Annotated in this window: 23 protein-coding genes; 7 read left to right on the plus strand and 16 right to left on the minus strand. The window is 69.0% G+C overall.

Going from position 1 to position 25,776, the window contains the following annotated elements:
* Positions 1-14: 14 nt before the first annotated feature.
* Positions 15-464 carry a transcriptional regulator gene (locus ACFZDK_RS41215; RefSeq protein WP_390980522.1) on the minus strand — a complete coding sequence of 150 codons (450 nt, stop codon included), beginning with the start codon at positions 462-464 and terminating at the stop codon, positions 15-17.
* 490 nt (positions 465-954) lie between these two features.
* Here ACFZDK_RS41215 and ACFZDK_RS41220 point away from each other — a divergent pair, with 490 nt between their 5' ends.
* The gene (locus ACFZDK_RS41220) at positions 955-1,713 is read left to right on the plus strand and encodes a helix-turn-helix domain-containing protein (protein WP_390980524.1); all 759 of its coding nucleotides are present in this window, start codon (positions 955-957) and stop codon (positions 1,711-1,713) included.
* A gap of 2 nt (positions 1,714-1,715) precedes the next feature.
* Positions 1,716-2,189, plus strand: a complete 474-nt coding sequence (locus ACFZDK_RS41225) for an NUDIX domain-containing protein (RefSeq protein ID WP_390980526.1) — start codon at positions 1,716-1,718, stop codon at positions 2,187-2,189.
* Here the strand turns inward: ACFZDK_RS41225 and ACFZDK_RS41230 are convergent.
* On the minus strand, positions 2,177-2,743 hold the full coding sequence (locus ACFZDK_RS41230) for an HD domain-containing protein (protein WP_390980528.1): 567 nt from the start codon (positions 2,741-2,743) through the stop codon (positions 2,177-2,179). The two genes, ACFZDK_RS41225 and ACFZDK_RS41230, sit on opposite strands and share 13 nt — an antisense overlap.
* Before the next feature lies 1 nt (position 2,744).
* Positions 2,745-3,206, minus strand: a complete 462-nt coding sequence (locus ACFZDK_RS41235) for a GntR family transcriptional regulator (RefSeq protein ID WP_390980530.1) — start codon at positions 3,204-3,206, stop codon at positions 2,745-2,747.
* 200 nt (positions 3,207-3,406) lie between these two features.
* Here ACFZDK_RS41235 and ACFZDK_RS41240 point away from each other — a divergent pair, with 200 nt between their 5' ends.
* A complete protein-coding gene (locus ACFZDK_RS41240; protein WP_390980532.1) occupies positions 3,407-4,969 on the plus strand; it encodes an AAA family ATPase in 1,563 nt (520 codons plus the stop codon).
* Positions 4,970-5,261: 292 nt separating this feature from the next.
* Here ACFZDK_RS41240 and ACFZDK_RS41245 read toward each other — a convergent pair whose 3' ends face one another.
* Together ACFZDK_RS41245 and ACFZDK_RS41250 are read right to left on the minus strand one after the other, a co-directional pair.
* Positions 5,262-6,320 (minus strand): HNH endonuclease, encoded by a 1,059-nt coding sequence (locus ACFZDK_RS41245; RefSeq protein ID WP_390980534.1) that lies wholly within the window; start codon positions 6,318-6,320, stop codon positions 5,262-5,264.
* Positions 6,321-6,684: 364 nt separating this feature from the next.
* Complete coding sequence (locus ACFZDK_RS41250; RefSeq protein WP_390980536.1) at positions 6,685-8,043, minus strand: beta-1,3-glucanase family protein; 1,359 nt, start codon at positions 8,041-8,043, stop codon at positions 6,685-6,687.
* Between the two features lie 390 nt (positions 8,044-8,433).
* Between ACFZDK_RS41250 and ACFZDK_RS41255 the strand changes: the two genes are divergently transcribed.
* Genes ACFZDK_RS41255 through ACFZDK_RS41265 form a run of 3 tightly spaced genes read left to right on the plus strand, consistent with a single transcriptional unit; the run spans position 8,434 to position 11,218 of the window.
* Complete coding sequence (locus tag ACFZDK_RS41255) at positions 8,434-9,270, plus strand: type II CAAX prenyl endopeptidase Rce1 family protein (protein WP_390980538.1); 837 nt, start codon at positions 8,434-8,436, stop codon at positions 9,268-9,270.
* Positions 9,267-10,547 carry a histidine kinase gene (locus ACFZDK_RS41260; protein ID WP_390980540.1) on the plus strand — a complete coding sequence of 427 codons (1,281 nt, stop codon included), beginning with the start codon at positions 9,267-9,269 and terminating at the stop codon, positions 10,545-10,547. Before ACFZDK_RS41255 ends, ACFZDK_RS41260 begins: the two co-directional genes overlap by 4 nt.
* Entirely contained in the window at positions 10,544-11,218 is a 675-nt protein-coding gene (locus ACFZDK_RS41265; RefSeq protein ID WP_390980542.1) for a response regulator, read from the plus strand. Before ACFZDK_RS41260 ends, ACFZDK_RS41265 begins: the two co-directional genes overlap by 4 nt.
* A gap of 45 nt (positions 11,219-11,263) precedes the next feature.
* On the opposite strand, the gene ACFZDK_RS41270 is transcribed toward ACFZDK_RS41265, so the two are convergent.
* The 11 genes from ACFZDK_RS41270 to ACFZDK_RS41320 form a co-directional block, all read right to left on the minus strand.
* Positions 11,264-12,433: an SUKH-4 family immunity protein gene (locus ACFZDK_RS41270; protein WP_390980544.1), complete on the minus strand. Its 1,170-nt coding sequence runs from the start codon at positions 12,431-12,433 to the stop codon at positions 11,264-11,266.
* 155 nt (positions 12,434-12,588) lie between these two features.
* Entirely contained in the window at positions 12,589-13,116 is a 528-nt protein-coding gene (locus ACFZDK_RS41275) for an AAA family ATPase (protein WP_390980696.1), read from the minus strand.
* A gap of 2 nt (positions 13,117-13,118) precedes the next feature.
* A complete protein-coding gene (locus ACFZDK_RS41280; RefSeq protein WP_390980546.1) occupies positions 13,119-15,431 on the minus strand; it encodes a molybdopterin cofactor-binding domain-containing protein in 2,313 nt (770 codons plus the stop codon).
* Positions 15,428-17,077 (minus strand): 2Fe-2S iron-sulfur cluster-binding protein, encoded by a 1,650-nt coding sequence (locus tag ACFZDK_RS41285; protein WP_390980548.1) that lies wholly within the window; start codon positions 17,075-17,077, stop codon positions 15,428-15,430. Before ACFZDK_RS41285 ends, ACFZDK_RS41280 begins: the two co-directional genes overlap by 4 nt.
* The gene (locus tag ACFZDK_RS41290; RefSeq protein ID WP_390980550.1) at positions 17,074-17,967 is read right to left on the minus strand and encodes an FAD binding domain-containing protein; all 894 of its coding nucleotides are present in this window, start codon (positions 17,965-17,967) and stop codon (positions 17,074-17,076) included. Before ACFZDK_RS41290 ends, ACFZDK_RS41285 begins: the two co-directional genes overlap by 4 nt.
* A gap of 305 nt (positions 17,968-18,272) precedes the next feature.
* Positions 18,273-19,904 carry a family 20 glycosylhydrolase gene (locus ACFZDK_RS41295; RefSeq protein WP_390980552.1) on the minus strand — a complete coding sequence of 544 codons (1,632 nt, stop codon included), beginning with the start codon at positions 19,902-19,904 and terminating at the stop codon, positions 18,273-18,275.
* A gap of 1 nt (position 19,905) precedes the next feature.
* Positions 19,906-20,748, minus strand: a complete 843-nt coding sequence (locus tag ACFZDK_RS41300; RefSeq protein WP_390980554.1) for an ABC transporter permease subunit — start codon at positions 20,746-20,748, stop codon at positions 19,906-19,908.
* 5 nt (positions 20,749-20,753) lie between these two features.
* The gene (locus ACFZDK_RS41305) at positions 20,754-21,740 is read right to left on the minus strand and encodes an ABC transporter permease subunit (RefSeq protein WP_390980556.1); all 987 of its coding nucleotides are present in this window, start codon (positions 21,738-21,740) and stop codon (positions 20,754-20,756) included.
* A complete protein-coding gene (locus tag ACFZDK_RS41310) occupies positions 21,737-23,026 on the minus strand; it encodes an extracellular solute-binding protein (RefSeq protein WP_390980558.1) in 1,290 nt (429 codons plus the stop codon). The genes ACFZDK_RS41305 and ACFZDK_RS41310 overlap by 4 nt, the downstream gene beginning before the upstream one ends.
* A 233-nt stretch (positions 23,027-23,259) precedes the next feature.
* On the minus strand, positions 23,260-23,538 hold the full coding sequence (locus tag ACFZDK_RS41315; RefSeq protein WP_355717259.1) for a DUF3039 domain-containing protein: 279 nt from the start codon (positions 23,536-23,538) through the stop codon (positions 23,260-23,262).
* A 38-nt stretch (positions 23,539-23,576) separates the two neighbouring features.
* On the minus strand, positions 23,577-24,149 hold the full coding sequence (locus ACFZDK_RS41320; RefSeq protein WP_217545775.1) for a YqgE/AlgH family protein: 573 nt from the start codon (positions 24,147-24,149) through the stop codon (positions 23,577-23,579).
* A 252-nt stretch (positions 24,150-24,401) separates the two neighbouring features.
* Between ACFZDK_RS41320 and murA the strand changes: the two genes are divergently transcribed.
* On the plus strand, positions 24,402-25,742 hold the full coding sequence (gene murA / locus ACFZDK_RS41325; RefSeq protein WP_390980561.1) for a UDP-N-acetylglucosamine 1-carboxyvinyltransferase: 1,341 nt from the start codon (positions 24,402-24,404) through the stop codon (positions 25,740-25,742).
* The last annotated feature ends 34 nt before the right edge of the window (positions 25,743-25,776 follow it).

Consider the following 25,776-nt stretch of genomic DNA (forward strand, 5'->3'; position numbering starts at 1 on the left):
CGCGAAGAACGGGGTCAGACGGTGGCGATGACCAGCGCGGCGACCAACAGCCACAGGTAGTGGAAAGACTGGTCAAGCGCGTAGGCGCCGGTACCGATGTGCGGGTTGTCGTCGCGGCCGGCGCGCGGGGCACCGAGCCGGTAGAACTCGCCCTTGCGGGTCACCCGGGCCAGCCACGCAAGCGTGGTGCGGCGGTCGGCCCACCAGTGCGAGACCGCGTCCACCGCGAGGCCGGCGACGACGCCGACCACCGACAGGTGCAGCCCCAGCAGCGCGGCGGCCGGGATGAGCACGGCGAGCTTGGTGAGCGTCAAAGTGGCGACGTGACGGGCGTCCGCGAGCCGACCGACCCAGCCGGGACGGCCCTTGAGCGCGGACTGGTGCGAGGTCTGCACCCAGTGGTCACCCACGCTGTGAGCGACGTACAGGGCGATGAACACGGCGGCGAACGTGGCAGCGTGCATCGGGTGAGATCTCCTGACTACGTCGGGACGGGATCTCCAGCGCGGCGGGCTGTCCTGTCCGGGAGTGCCGCCGCGACCGGAAGTGCTGGCCAACGCCGCACGTCACGGCAGGCCAAGTGACCCCGGGCGGACGTCGAATCCGCGCCCTCACGGCTGGATACCGGGGCCGACGGTCATCACCCGGCCGTCACGGGGACGGGGACAGGACCCGCCAATCTCAAAGCACTCTGTTGAGTTCTCAAGGAACAGGCGCTTCCTTCGAGCCCCTTTCGAGGGCCCTCCGGGCGTCGTCGTTGCAGTACCTGTTTTACAGGTACTGCATGTGGATCCGTCAAGTACATCGACGGAACCTCTTGGCTTCGCGCCGGACCTTCTTGGCGCACACTCAGCATCGCCGCAGGTCAGGGGAGTTGGTCACCCCCTGCGTGGACAGCTCCCGATCAGCTCACTACCGTCAAGAGGTCCCTAGATGTCCCTCGAAGGGGTACAGATGCCCAACGAGCGTTTGCGATCAGCCTTGTTAGCCCGCGGCATGACCGTTCAGAGCCTCGCGGACGCGATTGAGGTCAACCCGAAGACAGTTGAACGCTGGATCACCCAGGACAAGGTGCCGTACCGACGCCACCAGTACGCAACCGCGGCAGCGCTCAAGGTCGACGTGACGACGCTGTGGGAGGACTCCCGGACGCACGACTCCGCTGCCGACTTGAGCAAGGCGGAGATCTTGACCGTCTACCCACATCGGCACGTCGTGCCGGCAGGTCTCTGGCGAGAGATGTGCGAGCGTGCCACGGAGCGCATTGACATCCTTGTATATGCCGGCATCTATCTGGCAGAAGACCCGCTCTTCTTCTCAACCCTGAAGGAGAGGGCCGAGAGCGACGTCCGCATCCGGGTGCTCATGGGCGACCCGGAGTGCGAAGCCGTCATTCGACGCGGCATTGACGAAGGACACCGCGTCATGGACGGAAAAATCCGCAATGCGCTGGTCAACTATCGCCCGTTGTTCAGCAGCCACCCCGAGATTGCCTTCCGGCTGCACGACACAGTGCTCTACAACTCGATCTATCGCGCCGATGACGAGATGTTGGCCAACACGCACGTGTACGGCATCGGCGCCTACATGGCGCCCGTTCTTCACCTGCGGCAACTCCCCGGAGGCAGCCTGTTCGACACCTTTGCCAATAGCGTTCAGCAGACCTGGGAAGGCGCCAGGCCAGTAACCGAGCACGACATCACAGGAGCTTGATCATGGGACGCATTGACTACTTGCACGACCCGGACGCCCCGCCGGCCAACTCGGTCGTTCCCTCAGTCGTTGCGTTCGTCCAGAACGACGCGGGGCAGGTGCTCATGATTCAGCGATCCGACAACGGGCGCTGGGCACTTCCGGGCGGCGGTCACGACGTGGGTGAATCCATCAGTGACACGGTGGTCCGCGAAGTCTGGGAAGAGACCGGCATCAAGGCCGAAGTCGTCGACATGTCCGGGATCTACACCGACCCGGGGCACGTCATGCAGTACGACGACGGCGAGGTACGACAGCAGTTCAGCATCTGCTTTCGCGCCCGGCCAGTGGGCGGCGACCTGCGAACCAGCAACGAGACAACGCAAGTCCGCTGGGTGGACCCAGCGGACCTAGCTGAACTGGACGTCCACCCCACCATGCGTCTGCGTATCGAGCACGCGATGGACCGGGCCCGGGCGACTCCCTACATCGGCTGACGCTTGGCGGCAGCCACCCTTTCGAAGACGCGTGCCGTGCTCGCCAGAATCTCAGGTTCAGCGCGACGGATGAACGTACCGATCAGGCTTTCCGGCCCGTACCGGCCGGCGATCTCGTTGATCCGGTCCACGGGATTCGTGGGAGTGCCGTCCGGCGTGGTGTTCATGTCGCAGTAGCAAAGGGCGTCGTTCAGGTGCGCGCTCTCGCGCGGGAACTCTCCCTCCAACTCCTCGCGCATGCCGCGTGCTTCAGCCTCCATCCACGCGCAGGAGTGATGCGCCACCAGGTGCACGACCCGTTCGTCGGCGTTGGCGACGTCCCGCAGGTAGCGGGCGCCATCGAGCGGGTGGAAACCGGTCTTGGCGAGGTCAGGCGCATAGCCGATGTCGTGCAGTACGGCCGCGGCTTCCAACAACTCGGCATCTTCCCCGAGGATGAGCGCGATGGTGCGCGCCCGCTCGGCCACTCCGAGGCAATGCTTCCATCGACGCGGCAACGGTTCAGCCAGCAGGGACTCAGCCAGGGGATAGGCCCACTCCGTCAGCTCCGACAAGCTACGAACGCTCCTCTCGATTCGGCACTGCGCGGACGGTCCGCACCTTGCCCTGCCCACCGCTCTCCAGCACGCCAGCCGCCTCCAGCTTGTCGAGAGCCTTGGTCACGGTGGGCCGTGAGACTCCGAACCTGGTGGCGAGCGCAGACGCACTAAAAAACGGTGCCCCGACCTTCAAGCGCTCATCCGTGATGACGGCCGCGATCTGCTCCTCAAGCGGCCGACGGTCCACGGTGTCCCCCCGCCTGAGCACACGCCAGCGCCCACCGGGTACGGGCTCTGCATCACCGCTCCCACGAAGTACCTGGAACGCCCGGAGCACCACACCACGTGAGACGTCGTACTTGTCCATGAGTACCGAGACCGATGGCAACTCAGCCATCTCACGGTCATCGTCGATCTGCGACTTCAACGCGTCCGCGATCTGGTGGAAGGTACCGCGCGGACTCGCTGCCTGCGACACTCACGCCCCCTCTCCTGTAGCCGTCGTCTGACCCAAGCTTCCCACGCACTGCCTCTGTGTTACAGATCCCAAGTTCTGGCTTGTCAACAATAGTCACACGCAGACGTACGTCTGTTCAGATCCGGCGCACGACCATGCCCGCGGCGACTTTTTCGTCAAATAGGTAGCCCAAGCTCACCCCTTACCCCTACAATCCGCGCATGCGAATTAAGACAATGACCGTAATCGACTGGAAAAGTTTCGCTGAAGCCACCATGGAGTTGACACAGATCAACGTTTTGGTTGGGCGCAACAATAGCGGCAAGTCAGCACTCCTACGCGCCGCCCAGTTCCTCCAAAACGGGGGCCCTAACGTACCGGCAGGCGATATCCGACTAGGTGCCCCGAATGCGCGAATCAACTACACCATCGAGAACTATGATGCCGCACTTTATTCCAAAGAGCTATTCGCGACGCACCAACTAACTGGACCGGACGGCAGTCAAATTATTCCGGAAGTCACAGTGGAAGTCTCTATTACCCAATCGTCAGAGCGCGCATGGGCCTCTACGGCAAGCGTCCTGCACGGACCCGATAATCAATGGAGTGGACAACCGCAAACGGCTCCAGCCGAGCCAAATAACTACATCTACCCTTACCTTTCAAAGCGAAAGGTGCCAAGCTACGATCGAACGGTAGACCGACAGAGAGCCTCTCAAGTCACTGGAAATTTGCAGCAACTACCCGCCAAAGTAGCGCGCCTAGGTAGTCCAGGACAGCCAGGGGGAGTGCAATTTTTCCAGCTGGTCAATCGACTATTGGGGTTGAATCTTGGGGCCATTCCAGTTGACAATGGCCAACTGGTCGGCTTCAACGTTGGAAAACTCGGGACAATCACCATTGAGTCAATGGGTGAAGGCGTCGCCGGCATACTTGGCCTGATCACCGACTTGTGCGCGGCAGAAAACAACCTCTTCCTCATCGAAGAGCCGGAAAACGATATTCACCCTCAAGGCCTGAAGGACCTACTTGACGTCATCATAGAAAAATCAGAAACCAATCAGTTCATCGTATCTACTCACTCCAACATTGTCGTCAAGTACCTCGCGTCTGCCGCGCACAGTCGACTATTTAACGTGACACAAAGCGTCAACGAAACTGGGGTGCCCACTTCCACCGTCAACGCTATCGAAACTTCCGAAGCGCGAGGCACTGTACTGCGAAATCTCGGATACGATCTTCACGATTTCGATCTAGCGGAAGGCTGGATTATCTTCGAAGAGTCGTCTGCCGAACGCATTATCCGTGATTATCTCATTCCTTGGTTTGCACCTAAGCTCACACGAGTCCGCACGATCGGCGCTGGGGGAACAGGCGATGTTGCCCCAACCTTCAAGGAGTTCGCTAAGCTCGTCCTTTTCATCCACCGGGAAGAAGTATTGAAGCATCGCGCGTGGGTGATCGTAGATGGCGATCAGAGTGGACAAGACGTGGTCGAAAAACTCAAGAAAAAATACGAGGCGTGGCCCACCGACCGGTTCAGATGCTTCACCAAGGAGCGCTTTGAGGACTACTATCCGTCTCGGTTCCAGGAAAAGATTGATACCGCATTCAGCATCCCTAAAGGAGTGGAACAACAAGAGGCCAAGAGTGCCCTAAGGCAAGTTGTTCAAGAATGGTGTGACGCAAACCGAGATATCGCCCAAACCGAGTTTGCCGAGTCGGCAGCCGAGGTTATTTCGGTCCTGCAAGAGATCGAGGCAGAATTGTTCCCACCTCGCTGAACGTACGGGACCTGAGGCCTCCTGCTCTGAGCCACTCATTGCCCTGGTCTTTGTCCAGTGCGCCGACGGACGCCACCGTACGCGCACCCCCTCTGACCTGCTCCGCGAACCTCTATGAACGCCCCCGAACAGCCGCGCGCACAGTTGAAAAGCATGTTGGGGGACACCCTCTAACGAGTTCCGCCAGCCCAGAGGGCCGGACGGCGAAAGTGGTCCGGCCCCCTGGGCTTGTCCGTCTGTCCGTGCCGGATTCAGTGCTCCGGGTGGGACATGAAAACGCACTGGGCATCGCTCAGGTGGCAAGGAGGTGCGTGCCGGCCGGCGCCAGCCGCGGCTTCGGCACGGCCGCTGCCACTACACGGGCTTGCTCCTGCACCAACTCACGCAGCTCTGCCGGCGTGGGCCACGGCGCGCAGCGGTGAATCATGCGGTGGCAGTTCGAACAGATCAGGGCAAGGTCTGCGAGCCTCGTCGTGCCCTCCCCTGCCTCGTGAAGCGGCACCACGTGGTGGCACTCGATATAGCCCTGCCCCCGCTCGCCGTAGACCGCGTTGAAGTCGAAGGCACACACCTCGCAGGCCAGGATGCCGCCCTTTTTCAGGACAGCGGTGATCTTCTTCAGGCGGAGCCTCTTGTTCCGTTCGCGTGTGAGATGGCGGCGGTAGAGCACGCGGCCTTCCGGTGCGCTGACGTCATCGTCATCAGCTCCGTCGTCCTCAGGCAGCACGGGCTGAAGAGTCCCAGAGCGCAGCCCCTCACGCAGCAGCGCCGCGGCCCTCGCCATCTCTTCCGGGCGTGCAAGAAAATCCTGCAATACCTCGCGATCCAGCTGCCCGCCGTTCGTCGGCGTGCCCGGGTAGTCCGGATGGAAGCTGGCGATGTTCATCGTCTTCAAGGCGGCACCGTTGCGGTTGCGGTACTCAGCCGCTCGCTCCTCAGGAGGATAGGCGCCCAGAAGCTGAAGGAGTTCGGACAGCTCCGCAATGCGCGGATCGGAGGCAGACAAGCCCTGCCAGCCGTTCCGCGTGACGACGTCACAAGCCAGGATCAGTTCGTCGCGCGTCCACTTCGGGCTGCGTGATACACCGATCTTGAACCCCTCGCGCTTGAGCCAGTCAACGGCGTGGCCTACTCCTCCGCTTAGCTCCTGCCAGGTGAGGGGCCTACCGTGCTGGTGCTTGTGAGCGACGGCCGCGATGGCCTTGGAGTCGTACTCCTTGCCGTCGTGCAGGATGAGGAATTTCCTGGCTGCTTTGAAGCCGTACAGGTTGAGGAACTCTGATCCCCCCAACGCGTCGTACTCCTGCATGGTCTTCAGGACGTCGTCCCGCGATATGGCTCCCTTTTCCATGGCAGAAGCCTACGGTTCGGCTGTGACAGCGTCCTCAGAGTTGCGCTACGCACCGCGGCAGCCGACCGGCCGCAAGCCGTCTCGCGGTTGCCCATCCATCCATGCAGGCCGGACACCCCGCGTCCGTCTCAGTTTCCGTCTCGTTCGTAGCCGTACGCGTCCGTTCAGGACCGTTCGCTCAGCCCCGCCGGCCATGCCGTCCGCACGGGATTGAACCCCTCTGAACGACCCCGGATCATGCCCTGATCAGCACGGACAAACCTGCAAAGCGAGGTACGTGGGTTCAATTCCCGCCACGGCCTCTATCTGGCCTGACCAGGCAGAACGGAAGGGCGGCACCCTCGCGGGGGTGCCGCCCTTCCGGTTACCAGCCGACGGCGACCAGGAGCCACTGCGGGTTGGTGTGGGAGATGAAGGAGGACTGGCCGGCGACGTCGTCGTAGGGGAAGCCGTAGGCGAGGTGGTTGATGGCGTTGTCGTGCCAGAACTTGGCGTAGTAGTTGGCGGGGGCCGCCGTGTAGAACTGGGCCGAGTCGGACTGCTGGGAGGCCGGCAGGGTGGCGACGTGGCGGTTGAGGGCTGCGCACATGGTGGGGTTGGCCGCCAGGGAGGCCGCGCAGCCGAAGATGTCGGAGGTGGCCGCGGTCACGCCGACCGACTGGGCGTACGAGGTGAAGTAGTTCGCGTCGGTGCCGCCCGCGCGGAAGCTCGGGTCGCTGCCGGGCGCGATGATCCGGTACGGGGCCTGGGTCTGGGCCAGGACCTTGAACTGGCTCGGCACGGCGTCGGTGAAGCGCTGGAAGGTGGTGGCGCGGTCCTCGGCGAAGGTCTGCCGGTTCTCGCCGACCTCGGTGTCGTAACCGTCCTCGGTGTGCAGGCGCATGGCCAGCTTCAGGCCGAAGGCGTCGACGCGGGTGGTGTTGCCGTTGAAGACGTTGTCGCCGACCGTGAACTCGATGAAGTCGTAGTACGCGCTGGTGGGCGAGCCCAGGTAGAAGTACATGCGGCCGGCCGAGTTGGCCGGCATGTCGAGGTAGGGCTGCTCGGCGATGGAGTGCGTCTGGCCGTTGAAGCTCCAGTAGACCTGGCTGTCGGGGTACTTGCCGTTGGTGCGGTTGAGGATCTTCACCTCGACGGCGTTGTTCGCGGCGGGGATGTCGCTGGTGCTGCCCCAGAAGTCGTCCGGCGGGGTGGTGGAGCCGGGGCCGTAGACCTGGAACTCCCAGAGGGAGTAGCCGTACGGGGTGGCCCGCGTGGTGCCGTAGAGGCGGACGTAGCGGCCGCTGCCGGTGACGGTCAGGTTCTGGGTGCCGCCGGTGGCGGTGGTGGTGGAGTAGACGGTGGTCCAGGTGGCGGCGTCGGTGGAGGTCTGGATCTGGAAGGCCTTCGCGTAGGCGGCCTCCCAGTTCAGGGTGACGCTGCTGAGCTGCTGGACGGAGCCGAGGTCGACCTGCAGCCACTGCGGGTCGGCGAAGGCCGAGGACCAGCGGGTGCCGGTGTTGCCGTCGACCGCCGCGCTCGCGGGGAAGGACGCGTTCTCGGTCGAGGAGGCGGTGGCGGGTCTGCCCTGGGACAGCAGCTGGTCGGCGGCGTGCGCGGGCGGCGACGGTGCGAGGACGGCGAAGAAGGCGGCGATCAGGACGACGACCAGACCGAGAGCCGCGCGTGGGTGCGCGACGCCGGACGGGGGTCTGCGGGTGGGCACGCTGACGGAACTCCGCATGCGGGTCTCCTCAAGCCGGTACGGCATGTGTGGGGATGGAGCAACAGCAGACGTGAGAGCGCTCCCTCGGGTTGTAGACCCGCAGGTGCTCGCCGTCAACAACTGAAGCCGAAATCACTGCAGTTGCGGGGGCGCGGGCGGTACGGCGCTGGTCCGGGCGGTCGTTGCGCGTATGGGGTGTCCGTCGTATTCGGCTTCCGACCGCTCGGACGGCTCGAAGGCGGGCTGTTTTTACAAGCCTTGACATATCCGGTACGGACCAAGACGCTCTGTCCCCCGTGGGAGCTACGCGCAGGTGTCCACTGAGCGGTGACGATTCCTGGGCGGCCGGTCCATAGCGTTCGGACCAGTCGCGGCGCTTGGGCCGCGCATCCCTGGGAGGAAGTCATCATGAGGGTGGTCTGGCAGCTCCTGGCCGTCGCGGCCGTCTCCTTCGTCGGCGGGCAGGCGCTCGCGGCGGTGGACGGGAACTGGTTTCCCACGCTGATCGTCGGCCTGCTGACGGCCGTGGCCGCGGTGCCCGTCTACGGGTGGGTGGTACGACGGACCGAGCACCGGCCAACGCCCGAGGTCGGGCGGGACGGCGCCCGGCCGGCGTTCGGGCGCGGGGCACTGATCGGCGCGGCGGCGTTCGCCGGGGTCATCGTGAACATCGCCTTCCTCGGCGACTACACGGTGCACGGTCTGGGGTCGGTGACCAGCGCGGTGGGGCTGGTCGGGTTCATGGCCGCCGCCGCGGTCACGGAGGAACTGCTGTTCCGGGGGGTGCTGTTGCGGATCGTCGAGGAGCGCTTCGGGACCTGGATCGCGCTCACGTCGACCGGTGCGCTGTTCGGGATGATGCACCTGCTCAACAAGGACGCCACCGTGTGGGGCGCCCTCGCCATCGCGATCGAGGCCGGCGGCATGCTCGGCGCCGCGTACGTCGCCACCCGCACCCTGTGGCTCCCTATCGGCCTGCACTTCGGCTGGAACTTCGCCGAGTCCGGCATCTTCGGCACCGAGGTCTCCGGCAGCGGGTCGCAGAAGGGGCTGCTGGACGCCACCACCTCGGGGACGCAGCTCATCACCGGCGGTGAGTTCGGGCCGGAGGCCAGCATCTACTCGGTGCTGCTCGCGATACTGGTGACGGTCGCGTTCCTGCGGCTGGCCCGCCGGCGGGGGCATCTGATGCCCCGTCGCCGCCCGGGCGCCACGGCCGACTCCGTCGCTACACTGCCCCGGTGATCAGTCCTCGGCAGGCGCCCGAGTGGTGGCACCGGCTCGACGTCACGGTCCGGGATCTGCCGCTCGGGCTGCTGCTCCTGGCCGGGTCGTTCCTGCCGGCGCTGCACGGCAAGGGGACGCAGGTCGGGGATCTGCCGACCCGTCCGTTCGACGCGCTCGCCCTGCTCGTGCTCGGGCTGGAGTGCCTGCCGCTGGCCGTGCGCCGGCGGTGGCCCGCCGTCTGTCTCGCCCTGGTGTCGGCAGGCTTCGCCATCGACCAACTGCGCGGTTACCACTCGGTCGCGGGCACCGCGCTGCCCCTCGCGCTGATCAGCACCGGGGCCCATCTGGAACGGCGCCGGCGGGCTTCGGCGCTCGTGTTCTCCGTGGCCTATGTGCCGGTGGCGGTCGCGCTGTACCGGCTGGGGTCGGGCGGCGAGACGGTCACCGGGTTCGTGACGTTCTACCTGGTGCTGGTCCTCGCCTGGGGCGCCGGGGCATGGCTGCGCGCCAACCGGGTCGCGGAGGCCGAACGCCGGCAGCGGGTCGCCGAGGACACCCGTACCGCGGAGCGGACCCGGATCGCCCGCGAGCTGCACGACGTGGTGACCCACCATGTGACGGCGATGGTCGTGCAGGCCGAGGCGGCCCGCTATCTGACCGCCGCGCCCGACCGCCTCGACCGGACCCTGACCGCCGTCACGGACACCGGCCGCCGGGCCATCTCCGACCTGCGCCATCTGCTCGACCTGCTCAACCCCGACCACGGCACCGACCACGGCACCGGCACCGGCACTCACCCCGGCACCGGCGCCGACGACAGGACGCCGCCGGCCGGCCGGCTGCGCACGCTCGTGGAGCAGACGCGCCGGGCCGGGCAGCCGGTGGAGTTCACCGAGGAGGGCACGCCGACGGAGTCGGCCGGCAGCGCCGACCTGGTGGCCTACCGGGTGGTGCAGGAGTCCCTGACGAACGCCCTCAAGTACGCCCACGGCAGCCGCACTTCGGTACGGGTCCGGCACGGCGAGAAGGAGATCACCGTGGAGGTCGACACGGACGGGCTCGGCGGCCCCGGCGGTTCCGGCGGCCCCGGCGGTTCCGACGGCCCCGGCGGTTCCGACGGCTCCGGTCGCTCTGGCCGCCCCGGTCGGCCGACCGCGTCCCCTGGCGGGAGCGGACGCGGCCTCGCCGGTCTCCGGGAGCGGGTGGCCGTCCTGGGCGGCGAGTTCAGCGCGGGCCCGCGGGCGGACGGCGGGTTCCTCGTGCGGGCCCGGATACCCGCGGGGAGCCCCTCATGACCACCACGGAAGGGGCGCCGCTGCGGGTCCTGGTCTGCGACGACCAGGTACTGGTCCGCACCGGCCTGGCGACGATCATCGACGCCCAGCCCGACCTGGAGGTGGCGGCCGAGTGCGGGGACGGGCAGGCCGCGGTCGACCTCGCCGGCCGGCTGCGCCCGGACGTGGTGGTGATGGACGTCCGGATGCCGGTCCTCGACGGCATCGCGGCCACCCGGCTGCTGGCCGGCGCCGGGGTGCCGCATCCGGTGAAGGTGCTCGTGGTGACGACGTTCAACCTGGACGAGTACGTCTACGAGGCGCTGCGCGCGGGCGCGAGCGGCTTCCTGCTGAAGGACGCGCCGCCGGACCGGCTGCTGCATGGCATCCGGACCGTGGCCACCGGCGCGGCCCTGCTGGACCCCGAGGTGACCCGGCAGCTCGTGGGCCGCTACGCCGCCCGGATCCGACCCGCCGACGGCGGCACCCCGCAGGACATCCCGCTGACCCCGCGCGAACTGGAGGTGCTGCGGCTGATCGCGGACGGCCTCTCCAACGGCGAGATCGCCGCGACCCTCGTGATCAGCCCGGAGACCGTCAAGACCTTCGTCTCCCGCATCCTCACCAAGCTCGACCTGCGCGACCGCGTCCAGGCCGTCGTCTACGCCTACCGGCGGGGCCTGGTGGCCTGAGCGGCCGATCCCGATCCCGATCCCGGTCCCCCGGTTCTACGCCTCTTACAGCACCCCGCCGGCCTCGTCCTGGAACACCTCCGTCCAGTAGTGCCAGTCGGCGTCCGTCGTCACAGGGGTGGGGTCGATGGTCGCGAGGGTGTGGAGCATGGTGGCGGCGAGCTGGTCGTAGGCCTCCGTGGTGAGTTCGTGGCCCAGGTGCTCGTCGATGGTGCGCTCGTGGTGGAGGAGCCAGAGGGTGTAGGCGAGGGTGGAGATGTCCGTGTTGAGGGGGTAGAGGGTCGCCTCGGGCTGGGAGAAGTTGAGGATCGCGCCCGTGGTGCCGTCCACGACCAGGCTGTTGTCCTCGGCCAGGTGGCCGAGGCGTATGAGCCGGTCGGCGTGGGCCGGGAGGTCGTCCAGGGGGAAACTGCCCGGGTGGACGTCCGTGAAGTACTCCCGCAGGGTGGGCAGCGGGGCGTCCGGGTCCAGGTGGAAGAGGACCGCGTCCTCCGGCAGGCCCGTCTCGCGCAGGAAGCGGCGGGTGGGCTCGTGGGTGAGCGTGGGCGGGAAGTCGACCTCTTCGAAGCGGGCCACCCGGCCCTGCCCGAACTCCTGGTCAAGCAGCCGCGCCGGCAGGTCGACGGCGAGCCCGGAGTCGGAGCCGGGGCCCGCGATCAGGCTGAGCGGGCGGATCAGCGCCGTCGCCTTCCAGTACGGCGGGACCCGGCCGGCCGTGCCCTCCTCGAAGAGCTCCAGGAGCTTGCGGGACGCCTCGGTCGCCGCCTTGGTGCCGTAGGTCCTGGCGAGGGAGGCGAACCGGCCGCGCAGGCCGGTGAGTTCCTCGGTGACCGCGGCGAACCGGAGCAGCGTCTCCAGCGAGGGTGCCAGCGGGCGCGGGTCGGTGGGGTCGATCAGGTAGGCGGTGGTGATCTCGCCGGTGCCGCCGTCGAGGAGGATCGACTCGGTGTCCAGGCCGGCCGGGGCCAGCAACTCCCCTATGACCAGCCGGTCCCGGAGCTCCTCGGCCAGCCGGGACGGTCCGTCGGTGAGGTCGGCCAGCGTGCGCAGGCCGGTGGTGCGCAGCGGTTCGAAGGTCAGCAGGCCGCCGCTGTCGGGCAGTCCGGGGCCGGTGAGCCACATGCGGGTCGGTTCGTGTGTGATGTATCGGTCCAGTTCTGCCTCGGTCAGCGTGATCGCCGCCGCACCGCTGCCGGTCGTGCTGGTCGTGCTCATCGCCGCCCCCGCGATCAAAGAGTTGAACAAGTTCACGTCGTATGAGAAGTCTGATGGAAAGCCCGAGGGAAAGTCTGACGGAAAGTCCGGTGGACGGGTGTCCCACTGCCCAGAACACTACGCCGCGCCACTGACAACGCCCCGCAGAAGAGACGTCAGACGACCCTCGCCCGTTCCGTCCCGGTGAGAATCGCCTCCACCGTCTGTTCCACCGTCAGCTCGGAGGTGTCCAGCCACAGGCCCAGCGGGGCGGTGTCCCGCCGCAGTCCGGCGTCCAGATCGGCCACCGTCCAGGCCCCGTAGCCGGTCTTGGACCGCCCCGCCTCCCGTGCCGCCACCGCCTCGGGACTCGGGGCCAGGACCACCACGTACCGGGGGCGGGTCCGGATCAGTTCGACGTACGACGCCAACTCGGGGCCCAGCAGCACGTCCTGGACGATCGCCGTGAAGCCCGCGTCGGCGTACGCGTCCGCCGTGGCCGCCGACAGGCGGTGCCGGAGGCGGAGTTGGGCCGTGGCCTCCGCCGACACGCCCGGGGTGTAGTCCTCCCGGCCGGAGACGATCATGCGGCGGAACAGGTCGCCGCGGACGTGCGCGGCCCGCGGCAGGGCCTCGGCCAGCGCCTGCGCGACCGTCGACTTCCCGGCCGCCATCACACCCGTGACGACGACGACCCCGGACAGGCTCACTGACCGGTGACCACCGCGGCCTGCGGGCGGATCGGGAGGCGGTTGACCGGGCGGCCGGTCGCCGCGCGGACGGCGGAGGCGATGGCCGCGGGGGAGGTCACGACCGGCACCGCGCTCACCGACTTGGCGCCGAAGGGGGCGACCACGTCCCGCTCCTCGACCAGCTTGACGATCCGGATGTCGGGCGCGTCGAGGGCGGTCGGCAGGGCGTACCCGGTGAGGTCGGGGTGGCGGATCAGCCCGCGCGGGGTGCGCAGGTTCTCCGTCAGGGCGATGCCCACGCCCTGCGTGACACCGGCCTCGATCCGGGCGTTGAGCTGCGCCGGGTTGAGGATCCGGCCGACGTCCTGGGCGACGGCCAGCTCCACGACCCGTACCGAGCCCAGCTCGATGTCGACGTCGACGACCGCGCGGATCGCGCAGAAGGCGAGGCCGACGAAGGCGTCGCCCTGGCCCTCGGCGTTCAGCGGCTCGGTCGGATGCGGGCGGCACTGGGCGGTGGCCCACAGCTCCTTGCCGTCCAGCGCCTCGGTGACGGTGGTCGACAGCACGCCGTCGTACGAGGTGATCTTGCCGTCGGTGATCTGGAGCAGTTCGGTGGACATGCCGAACTTGTGGGCGAGGGGCTGCAGGAGCTGGGTGCGGACCATCTTCGCGGCGCGTTCGACGGCCCCGCCCGAGACCCAGGTGTGGCGGCCGCGGCAGCCGGGGCCGGCCGGCGGCTGGTCGGTGTCGACGGGGGCGACATGGACCTCGTCGATGCCGAGGGTCTCCTGGACGATCTGGCGGGCCAGGGTGGTGAAACCCTGGCCGGACTCCACGGCCGCGCAGAGCACGGTCGCGATGCCGTCGTGGACCTTGACGGTGGCGGTGGAGACCTCGTCGGCGCCCTCCGCGCCGAGCATGTGGACCATGCCGAGGCCGTAGCCGACGCCCCGGCGCACCGCGCCCGGTTCGCCCGCGCCCTCGGGGCCGCCGGGCAGCAGCCACTCGTCCTCGGGGGTGTCCTTGGGGAGCTGCGGGAGCGGGAAGTCCCGGACCGCCTGGAGGAGTTCGGCGACCGGGGCCGGGCAGGTCACCGTCTGGCCGATGGGCAGGAGGTCGCCGGTGGCGAGGGCGTTGCGCAGCCGGATCTCGGCCGGGTCGATGCCGAGCTTCTTCGCCAGCTTGTCCATCTGCGCCTCGTAGGCGGCGCACACCTGCATGGCGCCCTCGCCGCGGACGTGGCCGGAGGGCGGGTTGTTGGTGCGCACGGCCCAGCCCTCGATGAAGGCGTTCGGGACGACGTAGGGGCCGCACGCGAAGGAGACGGCGGCGGCGAGGGACTCGGCGGAGGTGTCGGCGTAGGCGCCCGCGTCCAGCAGGACCTGCGCCTCGACCTTGACCAGCTTGCCCTCGGCGTCGGCGTGGTGCCGGTAGCGGAGCAGGGTGGGGTGGCGGTGGGCGTGGCCGAGGAAGGACTCCTCGCGCGTGGCGGTGAGTTTGACCGGGCAGCCGGTCTTCAGGGCGAGCAGGCCGAGCGGCAGCTGGAAGCCCTGGTCCTCGCGGTCGGCGGTCGCGCCCGGCACGCCGGTGACGACGATCTTCACCTGTTCGAGCGACAGGCCGTAGCAGGCGGCGGCCGTGTTGCGGTCGGTGTGCGGGTCGGTGGAGGCCAGGTACAGCTCGACCCCGCCGTCCGGGCGGGGCACGGCGAGGCCGGCCTCGGCGCCGATGGGGGCGGGGTCGGCGCGGCCGATGCGGTACTGGCCCTCGACCACGATGTCGCCGGTGGCGTCCGGGTCGCCGTGCTGCAGCGGGATGTGCCGGATCAGGTTGCCGTCGGGGTGCAGCGGTTCGGCCTCGAAGGACTGCTCGGGGTCGATGACCGGGTCGAGCACCTCGTACTCGACGATGACGGCGGCGGCGGCCATCCGCGCGGTGTCGGGATGGTCGGCGGCGACGGCCGCGATGGGCTCACCGTGGTGCCGTACGACCTCGGAGGCGAACACCGGGCGGTCCGGGGTGCCGCGGCCGTGGCGCGGGGTGCCGGGGACGTCCTCGTGGGTGATCACGGCGCGGACGCCGGGCATCTCGCGCGCGTGGCTGGTGTCGATCGACACGATGCGCGCGTGCGGGTGCGGGGAGCGCAGCACGGCGGCCCACAGCAGGCCCTCGGCCCACAGGTCGGCCGCGTACGGGAAGGTGCCCTCGGTCTTGGCGCCCGCGTCGGCGGCCGGCAGCGACACGCCGAGGCCGTGCGGGGGCTCCGGAGCGGAGGCGGCGGCGGTCTCCGTGGCGGTGGTCGTGGTGACGGTCTCGTTGGTCACGCCTGGCCTCCGTCCGGGCCGTAGGGCTGGTCGCCGTAGGACTGATCGTCGTAGTTCTGGCTCTGGTCGGCGTAGTTCTGACCCTGGCCGCCGTACGTCTGGCCCGGATCGCCGTACGTCCGGCTCCGATCGCCGTAGGTCTGACTCTGATCGCCGTAGGACTGGTCGTACGACTGCTCGTGCGGGACCCGGATGCCGGCTCCGAAGGTGCCCGGGGAGTCGAACGCCGAGGCGTTGACGCCGCCGGCGCCGGGGCCCGCCTGATGTGGAATACGGGCCTCGTCGCCGTCCGTCTCAGCGTCCGCGGCGGCATGTGCCTCGCGTTCGGCGACGACCTCCTGGACGGCGTCCAGGACGCCCCGGTAGCCGGAGCAACGGCAGAGGTTGCCGCACAGCGCCTGGCGGGTCTCCAGCTCGGTCGGGGCCGGGTTGCCCGCGAGGAGGTCGTGGACGGTCATCGCCATGCCGGGGACGCAGAAGCCGCACTGGACGGCTCCGCAGCGGGCCAGGGCGCGCTGGACGTCGGAGGGCCGGCCGTCCTGGGCCAGGCCCTCGACGGTGCGGACCTCGCTGCCGGCGGCGGTGACCGCCGGGACCAGGCAGGAAGCGACCAGCCGGCCGTCCACCTGGACGTTGCAGGCGCCGCATTCGCCCTGGGAGCAGCCGTCCTTGGCGCCGGCCAGACCGAGGCGCTCGCGCAGGACGTACAGCAGGGACTCGCCGATCCAGGCGTCGGTGACGGGGCGGTCGGCGCCGTTGACGCGCAGGACGTAGGAGGCGAGGGGGTGGTCGTCGATCGCCTCGGCCTCGGCGTCCCCGTCCGCGGCGTCCGTGCCGGTGTCGTCGTCGGGGGCGATCGCCCCGTGCTCCGCGGACTCGCCGTCGGCGGCCCGCGGGTCGGGTGCGGGGTCCGGGCGCGACGCGCCGTGGGGCTCGTCGGCCTCGGCCTGGTTCGGTACGCCGCCCGCGCGCTGTTGGCCCGTATCGGCCGGTTCGCGCGCTTCGCCCGGCGCGGCCACGTCGGCCACAGGTGCCCCACCGGCGGCCGCGGAGGCGATACCGGCGGCCGGAGTGTCGCCGCGCCCCGACGGGGCCTCAGAGGGCGCCCCAGGGCCCTCCGCGGGGTGTTCCCAGGCCTGGACCTCCGTCGCCCAGGGCGCGGCCGCACCGCCGGGCAGGGTGGACGGCGGCGTGCCGCCCCACTGCTCCATGAGCGCGGATGTGGTGAACTCGCCGGATTCGTCCGGAACATCACCACTGGCGACCGGGATGGACCACTGGCCGGTCACATCGTGACCGGGCGCGGGCGGGGGTTCTTCGTACGTCCACTGCTGGGTCGAGGCGGGGTTGTACGTGAACCGGTCGTCGACGGGCTGTTCCTGGGGGACCGCGTTCGGGTCGGGCCACTGGGCGCCGTCGGCCGGCGCGCCCCAGGTCTCGGTGCCGGGGGCGACCGCAATCTGCGGCGGCACATAGCCGTGCCCGGGCGCGGCCAGGGGGCTGTCGCCGGACAGCAGGGCCTCGATGCCGCCCTCGGGGAGCTTCACGAAGGCGGTCGCGCCGTCGTCGTAGTCGCCCTGGGGCAGCGGGTCCCAGCGGCCGCCGCCGGTCGCGGGCGCGCCCTCCCCGTGCTGGTCGTCGGTCATGACAGCGCCCTCCCCAGTGCTCGTCGGGCCAGCGCGGCGACGGTGCGCCGCAGGTGCAGTACGGCGGGCGGAAGCACCGGCACCGAGCCGTCGGGCTCGGGGGCCGGGTCCGGGATGCAGGCGGCGGCGACGTACTCGCCGAAGGCGGCCAGCGCCTCCGGGACGAGCGCGCGGTCGTTGTCCCAGTCGATCAGCCGGGCCACCCACTGCTCGGCGTCCAGGGGCCTGAGCGGCATCGGCGCTATGGCCCCGACGGCGCATCTCACCCCGCGCCGCGCGGGGTCGAGGACGAGCGCCACGGAGGCCACCGAGCGGCCGGGGCCGGTGCGTCCCGTGGCCTTCAGGAAGACCTGCGGGGCGTGCAGCAGCGGCACCCGCACGAAGCCGATCAGCTCGCCCGCGCGGAGCATCTCCACGCCGGCCAGCAGGTGCGACACCGGGATCTCACGACGGGATCCGCCCGGTCCCGCGATGATCAGCGTCGCCTCCAGGGCGGCGAGCACCGGCAGCGCGTCACCCGTCGGCGCGGCGGTCGCGATGTTGCCGCCCAGGGTGCCCGCGTTGCGGACGTGCGGCGGACCGGCGGCCCGCGCGGCGGCGGCGAGCGCCGGGATCAGGGCGGCGAAGTCGGGGCGGCCCATGCGCGCGTGCGTGAGTCCGGCGCCGAGCAGCGCGTTGCCGTCCTGGTACTGCCAGCCGCGGATCTCGCTGATCCGGCCGAGCCCGACCAGGGCGGCGGGCCTGAGCTGCCCGGAGTTGACGGCGGCCATCAGGTCGGTGCCGCCGGCCACGGGGACGGCGGTGGGCATGGCGGTGAGGGCCGCCACCGCCTCGTTCAGCGTCGTGGGCAGCGTGACGGACTGCGCCGCCTGCGGTGCGTGCGTGGTCAAAACCGGCTGCCCCTTCCCGCTGCCCCACCTGGTCCCACCTGTGTGGCCGTACGGTACGTGCTCACAGGGCGGACGTGGCAACTCTGGCACATCTTCGCAAGCCTCGAACGCACGGGTCCGCTAGGAGGCATTCGCCCACCTCACCGGCAAGATGGTCCGTTTTCATACAGCATCACCCGTGCATGCCGAATGACACTCTTCGGTGACTCTTGGGGTCTTTTTCCATTACGCGTTCGGAACGGGAAGATGGCCGGAGGGGATCCGGGGAGGATCCGAAGGGGAGCCGGAGGGCAGCCGGTGAAGGGCTAGCGGTTCGGGGGCGGGCCGTCGATCGGGCGGCCCGGCACCCCCGGACGGCGCTGCCAGGGCAGCGGTCCGGACGGCGGCCGGTAGGCCACGCCGAGCGCGTCGAGTCGCTCGTAGTGGGCGGTCATCCGCCGCTCGAAGTCGCCGAAGTCCCGCTCCCCCGAGGCCGGCAGGGCGCTCCAGGCGACCTCGGCGAAGGCGGCGAGCCGGGGGAAGGCCTGGTAGTCCACGCGCGCGTGGTCCTCCATCACCTCGGTCCAGACGTTGGCCTGAGTGCCCATGATCCGCTCCGCCTGGGACGCGTCGAGCCCCGGTGGAACGGGCTCGAACCGGTACACGTCCTCCAGGGTGCGCACATACCCGATCGGTACGGGCTCGTCCGCGCCGTCCGCCTGACGGTGATCCAGATACACGTACTGCTCGGGGCACATGACGACGTCGTGTCCGGCCCGCGCGGCCGCGATCCCGCCGCCGTACCCGCGCCACGACGAGACGGCCGCGCCCTCGGCGATCCCGCCCTCCAGGATCTCGTCCCAGCCGATCAGCCGGCGCCCGCGCGCGGAAAGCCACTTCGCGAAGTGGCCGATGAACCACGCCTGCAACTCGTCCTCGTCGGCCAGCCCGAGTTCCGCGATGCGCGCCTTGGCGGCCGGCGAGGCCCGCCACTGGTCCTTGGGGCATTCGTCGCCGCCGACGTGAATGAACTCCGACGGGAACAGCTCCAGCACTTCCTCGAACACCCCCTCGTAGAACCGCAGGGTGTTGTCAGTGGGGGCGAGTACGTTCGGAGAGATCCCCCAGGTGTCCCAGACGGTCAGGGAGGCGGTGTCGATGACGTCGGTGTTGCCGAGTTCCGGATACGCGGCGATGGCGGCCTGCGAGTGCCCGGGTACGTCGATTTCGGGGACGACCGTGATATGCCGCTCGGCCGCGTAGGCGACGATCTCCCGGATGTCGTCCCGGGAGTAGTGGCCGCCGTGCGGCTTCTCCTCCCACAGCGGTGAGGCGCGGTGACCGAATTTCGTCCGCGCCCGCCAGGAACCCACCTCGGTGAGCCGGGGGTGGCGCTCGATCGCGATGCGCCAGCCCTGGTCGTCCGTCAGATGGAAGTGGAAGACGTTGAGTTTGTGCGCCGCCATGAGATCGAGGTAGCGCAGGACGCCTTCCTTCGGCATGAAGTGCCGGGCCACGTCGAGCATGAGGCCGCGCCAACGGAATCGGGGGGAGTCCTCGATGATCTGGTGCGGGACCCCGTACCGGATCCCGGGCCGCACGGGGGCTCGCCGGAAGGCCTCCGGGCCGAGCAGCTGGCGCAGGGTCTGGGCGCCCCAGAAGACGCCGGCCGGGCCGCCGCCGCGGATCTCGACGCCCCAGGTGGAGACCACGCTCAGCCGGTACGCCTCGGGCTCCAGCGAGTCGTCCAGGAGCAGCCGTACGGAGTCCCGGGCGTCCTGCGGACCCGGCCGCAGCGGCAGCCCCAGGGCCGCGCCGAGGGTGGCGCACAGCCAGCGTTCCGTCCCCTCGGTTCCCGGAGCCGCCCACAGCGTGGTGCCCTCGTCGAATACGACACCGCACCGCATCGGCCCCTCGACGGCGCGCGGTGCCGGAATCAGATCGGTCTCTGAAGTCACGTCAGTCCTTAACCGCTCCGCCCAGTCCGGAGACCAGCCGTCGCTGTACGAGTACGAAGAACACCAGCACCGGAATCGTCATCACCGTGGACGCCGCCATGACCCCGCCCCAGTCCGGGTCGTCCGGCTTGAAGAACACCAGCAGCGCCATCGGCAGCGTGGACTGCGAAGTGTCACTGATGATGAAGGACTTGGCGAAGAGGAAGTCGTTCCAGGCGGAGATGAAGGAAAACACGCTCGTGGCCACCAGGCCCGGCAGGACGAGCGGGAAAAGGATCTGCCAGAGAAAGCGCGACCGGCTCGCCCCGTCGATGTACGCGGCCTCCTCCAGGGCCTCCGGCACCCCTTTCACGAACCCCCGCAGCATCCAGATCGCGAAGGGCAGCGAGAAGGCGATGTGGGGCAGGATCAGCGAGCCCAGCGTGTTCAGCAGACCGAAGCCCCGCATCTGGAAGAACAGGGGGATGGTGAGGGCCTCCACGGGCACCATCTGGGCCACCAGAAACATGATCAGCAAGGTGGTCCGGAAGCGGAACCGGAATCGTGTCACGGCGGTCGCCGCGAGAAAGGCGACGAGCGCCGAGACGACGACACTGCCCGCGACGACGAGGCTGTTGACGAAGTAACGACCGAATTCCTGCTGTCCGAACACCCGCCGGAAGGAGTCCAGCGAGGGCGAGAGCGTCCACGGCCGGGGCCGGTCGGACTCGATCTCTCCGGCCGGTTTGAAGGCACCCAGCACCATCCAGTACAGCGGGAAGGCGACCACGACGGCGATCACCAGTGCCGCCCCCTCGGCCGCCAGCCGCCCCGGCCGCCGTACGAACCCGCGCACAGGATTCACGACGCTCACAGCTCCTCTCCCTGCCGGCGCAGCAGCCGCAGGTACACCAGGGTCACGGCGAGCAGGACCAGCAGCGTGACGACTCCGATGGCGGCGCCCAGCCCGTACTGCGAGGAGGCGAAGGCCTGCTGGTAGGCGTACACGTTCAGCACCAGGTTCTGCCCGGCGATCCCGCCCCCGCCGGTCATCACGTAGATCTGCGTGAAGACCTTGAAGTCCCAGATCACCGACTGGATGGTGACGATCATCAGGATCGGCCGCAGCATCGGCGCCAGCACCGACCGCCAGATCCGCCACTGCGAGGCCCCGTCCAGCGCGGCGGCCTCCAGCACCTCGGACGGCACGGCCCGGATCCCGGCGTACACGGTGACCATGACGAACGGGAAGGAACACCACACCACTTCCAGCAGCACCAGGAAGAAGGCGCTGTACCGCCCGTACGTCCACGAGTAGTCCCCCAGACCCAGCAGCCGGTCCACCGGCCCGAAGTCCGGGTCGAAGAGGAACAGCCACACCGTCGACCCGGTCACCGCCGGAGTCGCCCACGCCCCGAGCGCCGCCAGCATCAGCACCAGCCGCGGCAGCGCCCGCACCCGCGTCAGCAACACCGCCAGCGCACACCCGACGGCCAGCGTCGACACCACACACGCCGCCGCGAAGACAACGGTCGCCAGCAGAACCGACCAGAACTGGTCGTCCCCGAACGCGTCCGCATAGTTGCCGCCCCCGACGAACGCCGTCGGCTCCCCACCACTGACCTGCGCCTGCGTATACCGGAAGACCGAGATCAGCCCGAGCTGATAGATGGGGTAGAGAAGCAGCCCTCCGAGGACGACAAGAGCGGGCGTGAGATACAGCCAAGGGTGCCACCCAGCGCCCCGCCAGGGGCGCGGGGCTGCATTGAATTTGCGGCTACCGCCGCGTGGGCGCGACAAGCCACGACGCACCCGCACCCGCCCACGCTCCGCAACCGCCCCCACCGTCGGCGTCATCCGGCGGAGCCGAACGCCGAGTCCATCTTCTTGGCCGCTTCCTCCGAAGCCGCCGCCACACTCTTCTTACCGCTGACGACCTCCTGGAACATCGTCGGCAGCACCAGCGACGAGTCGATCTGCGACCACCCCGCCGCAGCCGGCACGAACTTCGTCCCCGCAGCCAACGTGGCAACGAACGGCTTCACGAACGGCTCCTTCGCGGCCGCCTGCTCCCGCACGTCCGCGAACGTCGGCAGGAACCCCATCGCGTCGAACATCGCCGCCTGCGTCTTCTTGGCGGTCAGCGCCTCCATGAACGCGACGGCGAGCGTGCGATGGGTCGTGCTCTTCAGCACCCCGATGTTGTTGCCGCCCGCGAAGGCCGGCGCGACGGACCCGGCCGTCACCCCCGGCAGCGGCACCACCGCGTACTTGCCCTTGACCACGCCCGCCTCCACGGCCGCATGGCTGAAATCGCCCCCGATCGCCATGCCCGCCTTGCCCGCGGCGAACGCGGTGACCGTGTCGTTGCCGCCGAAGCCGGCGCACTTGGCGGCCGGACAGTTGTCGTCGCCGAACAGCGACGTGTACTCCTTGATGCCCTTCTGGGCGGCGGCGCTGTCGATCGCCGAGACGTACGAGTCCCCCTTGGCCGTGGCGAGTTCGCCGCCGTTGGCCCAGATGAAGGGCATCGCGCCGTAGGTGTAGGCACCGCCGACGACGAGGCCGTACAGGCCGGGCTCGGCCTTGCGGACGGCACGGGCCGTGGAGGCCAGTTCGGCGAGGGTCGTCGGCGGCTTCAGGCCGAGCTTCTTGAAGACGTCGGTCCGGTAGTAAAGGGCGCGGACACCGACGTAGAAGGGGGCGCCGTAGACCTTGCCGCCGACGGTGACCGACTGCTTCGCCGTCGGGTCGGTGTCCTTGGCCTCGGACCAGGCGCCGAACTCCTTGGTGACGTCGAGGAGTCCGCCGTCGTGGACGTAGCCGGCGGTGTCGGTGTTGCCGTACTCCATGACGTCCGGGGCCGAGGCCGGGTCGTTGAAGGCGGCCTTGACGCGCTGCGCGCGCGTGTCGACCGGGATGTACTCGACGTCGACCTTGGTGCCGCTGTGCACCTTCTCGAAGGCGGCGACGACCGAGTCGACGACCTTCTGCTTCGGGTCGTTGCCGACCTCCTGGAAGAGCCACACCCGCAGGGTGCCGTTCTTGTCGTCCTTGTCGGACGCGGAGTTGGAGGAGGTCTGCGGGGCGCAGGCGGCCAGGAACAGGGCGGCGACGAGGAACGCGGGGACGGGGAGCTTCATGGAGTGACCCTCCGGAGCACGCTGAGACATCGGGCAGCGTTGCAGCATGTGCAATGCCGGTTTCGCTCTGCACAACACCACGGAGGTTAGGGACAACATGAACACGCCGACAAGAGGTCTCGACCACTCTGTGACCGGCGGACGCACCCCGTGCAACGCACGGACACGACAAAGGCCCCGGAGCGCGCCAAAACGCGCCCGGGGCCTCAGAGAGCCGAGCCTGGAACCAGGGGTTACTTGTCCTTGCCCTCGTCGTCGCCGCCGCTGCCCATGGATTCGTAGATCTCCTTGCACATGGGACACACGGGGTACTTCTTCGGGTCGCGGCCCGGCACCCACACCTTGCCGCACAGCGCCACGACGGGGGTGCCGTCGAGGGCGCTCGCCATGATCTTGTCCTTCTGGACGTAGTGGGCGAAGCGCTCGTGGTCACCGTCACCGTGGGATACCTGCGGCGTCGGCTCTACAAGGGTCCCCGTACCAGTCCCGCGCTCGGGCTCGAGAGTGCTCATGCCGCCAAGGGTACTGAAGCCGCCATGAATCACATGAATCAGTTGAGCGAAGGGTCGTCCGGGTACGTGGCGACCATCGCCAGTTCGTTGCGCTGGCGGCGCAGGACCTCGCGCCAGAGCCGTTCGGGGGACGGGGAGGAGACGTCACCCGGCTCGGACTCGACGACGTACCAGGCGCCCTCGACCAGTTCGTCCTCCAGTTGGCCGGGCCCCCAGCCGGCGTAACCGGCGAAGATTCTCAGGGAGCCGAGGGCCGAGGCGAGGAGTTCCGGCGGTGCCTCCAGGTCGACCAGGCCGATCGCGCCGTGCACCCGGCGCCAGCCCAGCGGGGCCCGGTCGCCGTTCGCGCCGCCGGGGATGACCGCCACGCCGAGCGCGGAGTCCAGGGAGACCGGGCCGCCCTGGAAGACGACCCCGGGCTCGCCGGCGAGGGAGGCCCAGCCCTCCAGGATGTCGCCGACGTCCACCGGGGTGGGGCGGTTGAGGACGACACCGAGGGAGCCCTCCTCGTCGTGGTCGAGAAGGAGCACCACCGCGCGGTCGAAGTTCGGGTCCGCCAGGGCGGGCGTGGCCACGAGCAGCCGCCCTGTGAGCGAGGACACCTCGGTCATGGCAGACATGATCCCGCATCTTCCGGTCGCATGGGGAGCCAATGCGGGCCCGGGAGTGAAGGCAGCTCAGGGCGGAAGGGGGCGTCCCCGGCGCACGGTGACGGGCGGTGACCCCATGTGCCCGAAGAGGAACCGTTCGTGTTGTGACACAGCTATGACGTTGCTGGGCGGTCCTTGGGCTTACGGCAGGGGGCCGATGGGCGATTACTCTGTCTTTCCGGCCCTGCCACAACTCCACGGAACGCGAGATTCATGACCGTCAACGACGATGTCCTGCTTGTCCACGGCGGCACCCCGCTGGAGGGCGAGATCCGTGTCCGCGGTGCGAAGAACCTCGTACCGAAGGCCATGGTCGCCGCCCTGCTGGGCAGTGCGCCCAGTCGGCTGCGCAACGTTCCGGACATCCGTGACGTGCGCGTCGTCCGCGGCCTGCTGCAGCTGCACGGGGTGACGGTACGTCCGGGCGAGGAACCGGGCGAGCTGGTACTGGACCCGACGTACGTGGAGAGCGCGAACGTCGCCGACATCGACGCCCACGCGGGGTCGAGCCGGATCCCGATCCTGTTCTGCGGGCCGCTGCTGCACCGCCTCGGGCACGCGTTCATCCCCGGTCTCGGCGGCTGTGACATCGGCGGCCGGCCGATCGACTTCCACTTCGACGTGCTGCGGCAGTTCGGCGCGACCATCGAGAAGCGCGCGGACGGCCAGTACCTGGAGGCCCCCAAGGGGCTGCGCGGCACGAAGATCCGGCTGCCGTACCCGTCCGTGGGCGCGACCGAGCAGGTGCTGCTGACGGCCGTGATGGCCGACGGGGTCACGGAGTTGTCCAACGCGGCCGTCGAGCCGGAGATCGAGGACCTCATCTGCGTGCTGCAGAAGATGGGCGCGATCATCGCGATCGACACGGACCGCACGATCAGCATCACCGGTGTGGAGAAGCTCGGCGGCTACACCCACCGCGCCCTGTCGGACCGTCTGGAGGCCGCGTCCTGGGCCTCGGCGGCGCTGGCGACCGAGGGGAACATCTACGTCCGGGGCGCCCAGCAGCGCTCGATGATGACGTTCCTGAACACCTACCGGAAGGTGGGCGGTGCCTTCGAGATCGACGACGAGGGCATCCGCTTCTGGCACCCCGGCGGCCAGCTGAAGTCCATCGCCCTGGAGACGGACGTGCACCCCGGCTTCCAGACCGACTGGCAGCAGCCGCTGGTGGTCGCCCTGACCCAGGCGACGGGCCTGTCCATCGTCCACGAGACGGTGTACGAGTCGCGGCTCGGTTTCACCTCGGCGCTCAACCAGATGGGTGCTCACATCCAGCTGTACCGCGAGTGCCTGGGCGGCTCGGCCTGCCGCTTCGGCCAGCGCAACTTCCTGCACTCCGCGGTCGTCTCCGGCCCCACCAAGCTCCAGGGCGCCGACCTCGTCATCCCCGACCTCCGCGGCGGCTTCTCGTACCTGATCGCCGCCCTCGCGGCCCAGGGCACCTCCCGCGTCCACGGCATCGACCTCATCAACCGCGGCTACGAGAACTTCATGGAGAAGCTCGTCGAGCTCGGCGCGAAGGTGGAGCTGCCGGGCAAGGCGCTCGGCTGACATCGATCTGCCGTCCCCGGCCCAGGGCGACGCC

It is taken from the genome of Streptomyces sp. NPDC007901 (assembly GCF_042959465.1).
In the GTDB taxonomy this organism is placed as follows: Bacteria; Actinomycetota; Actinomycetes; order Streptomycetales; family Streptomycetaceae; genus Streptomyces.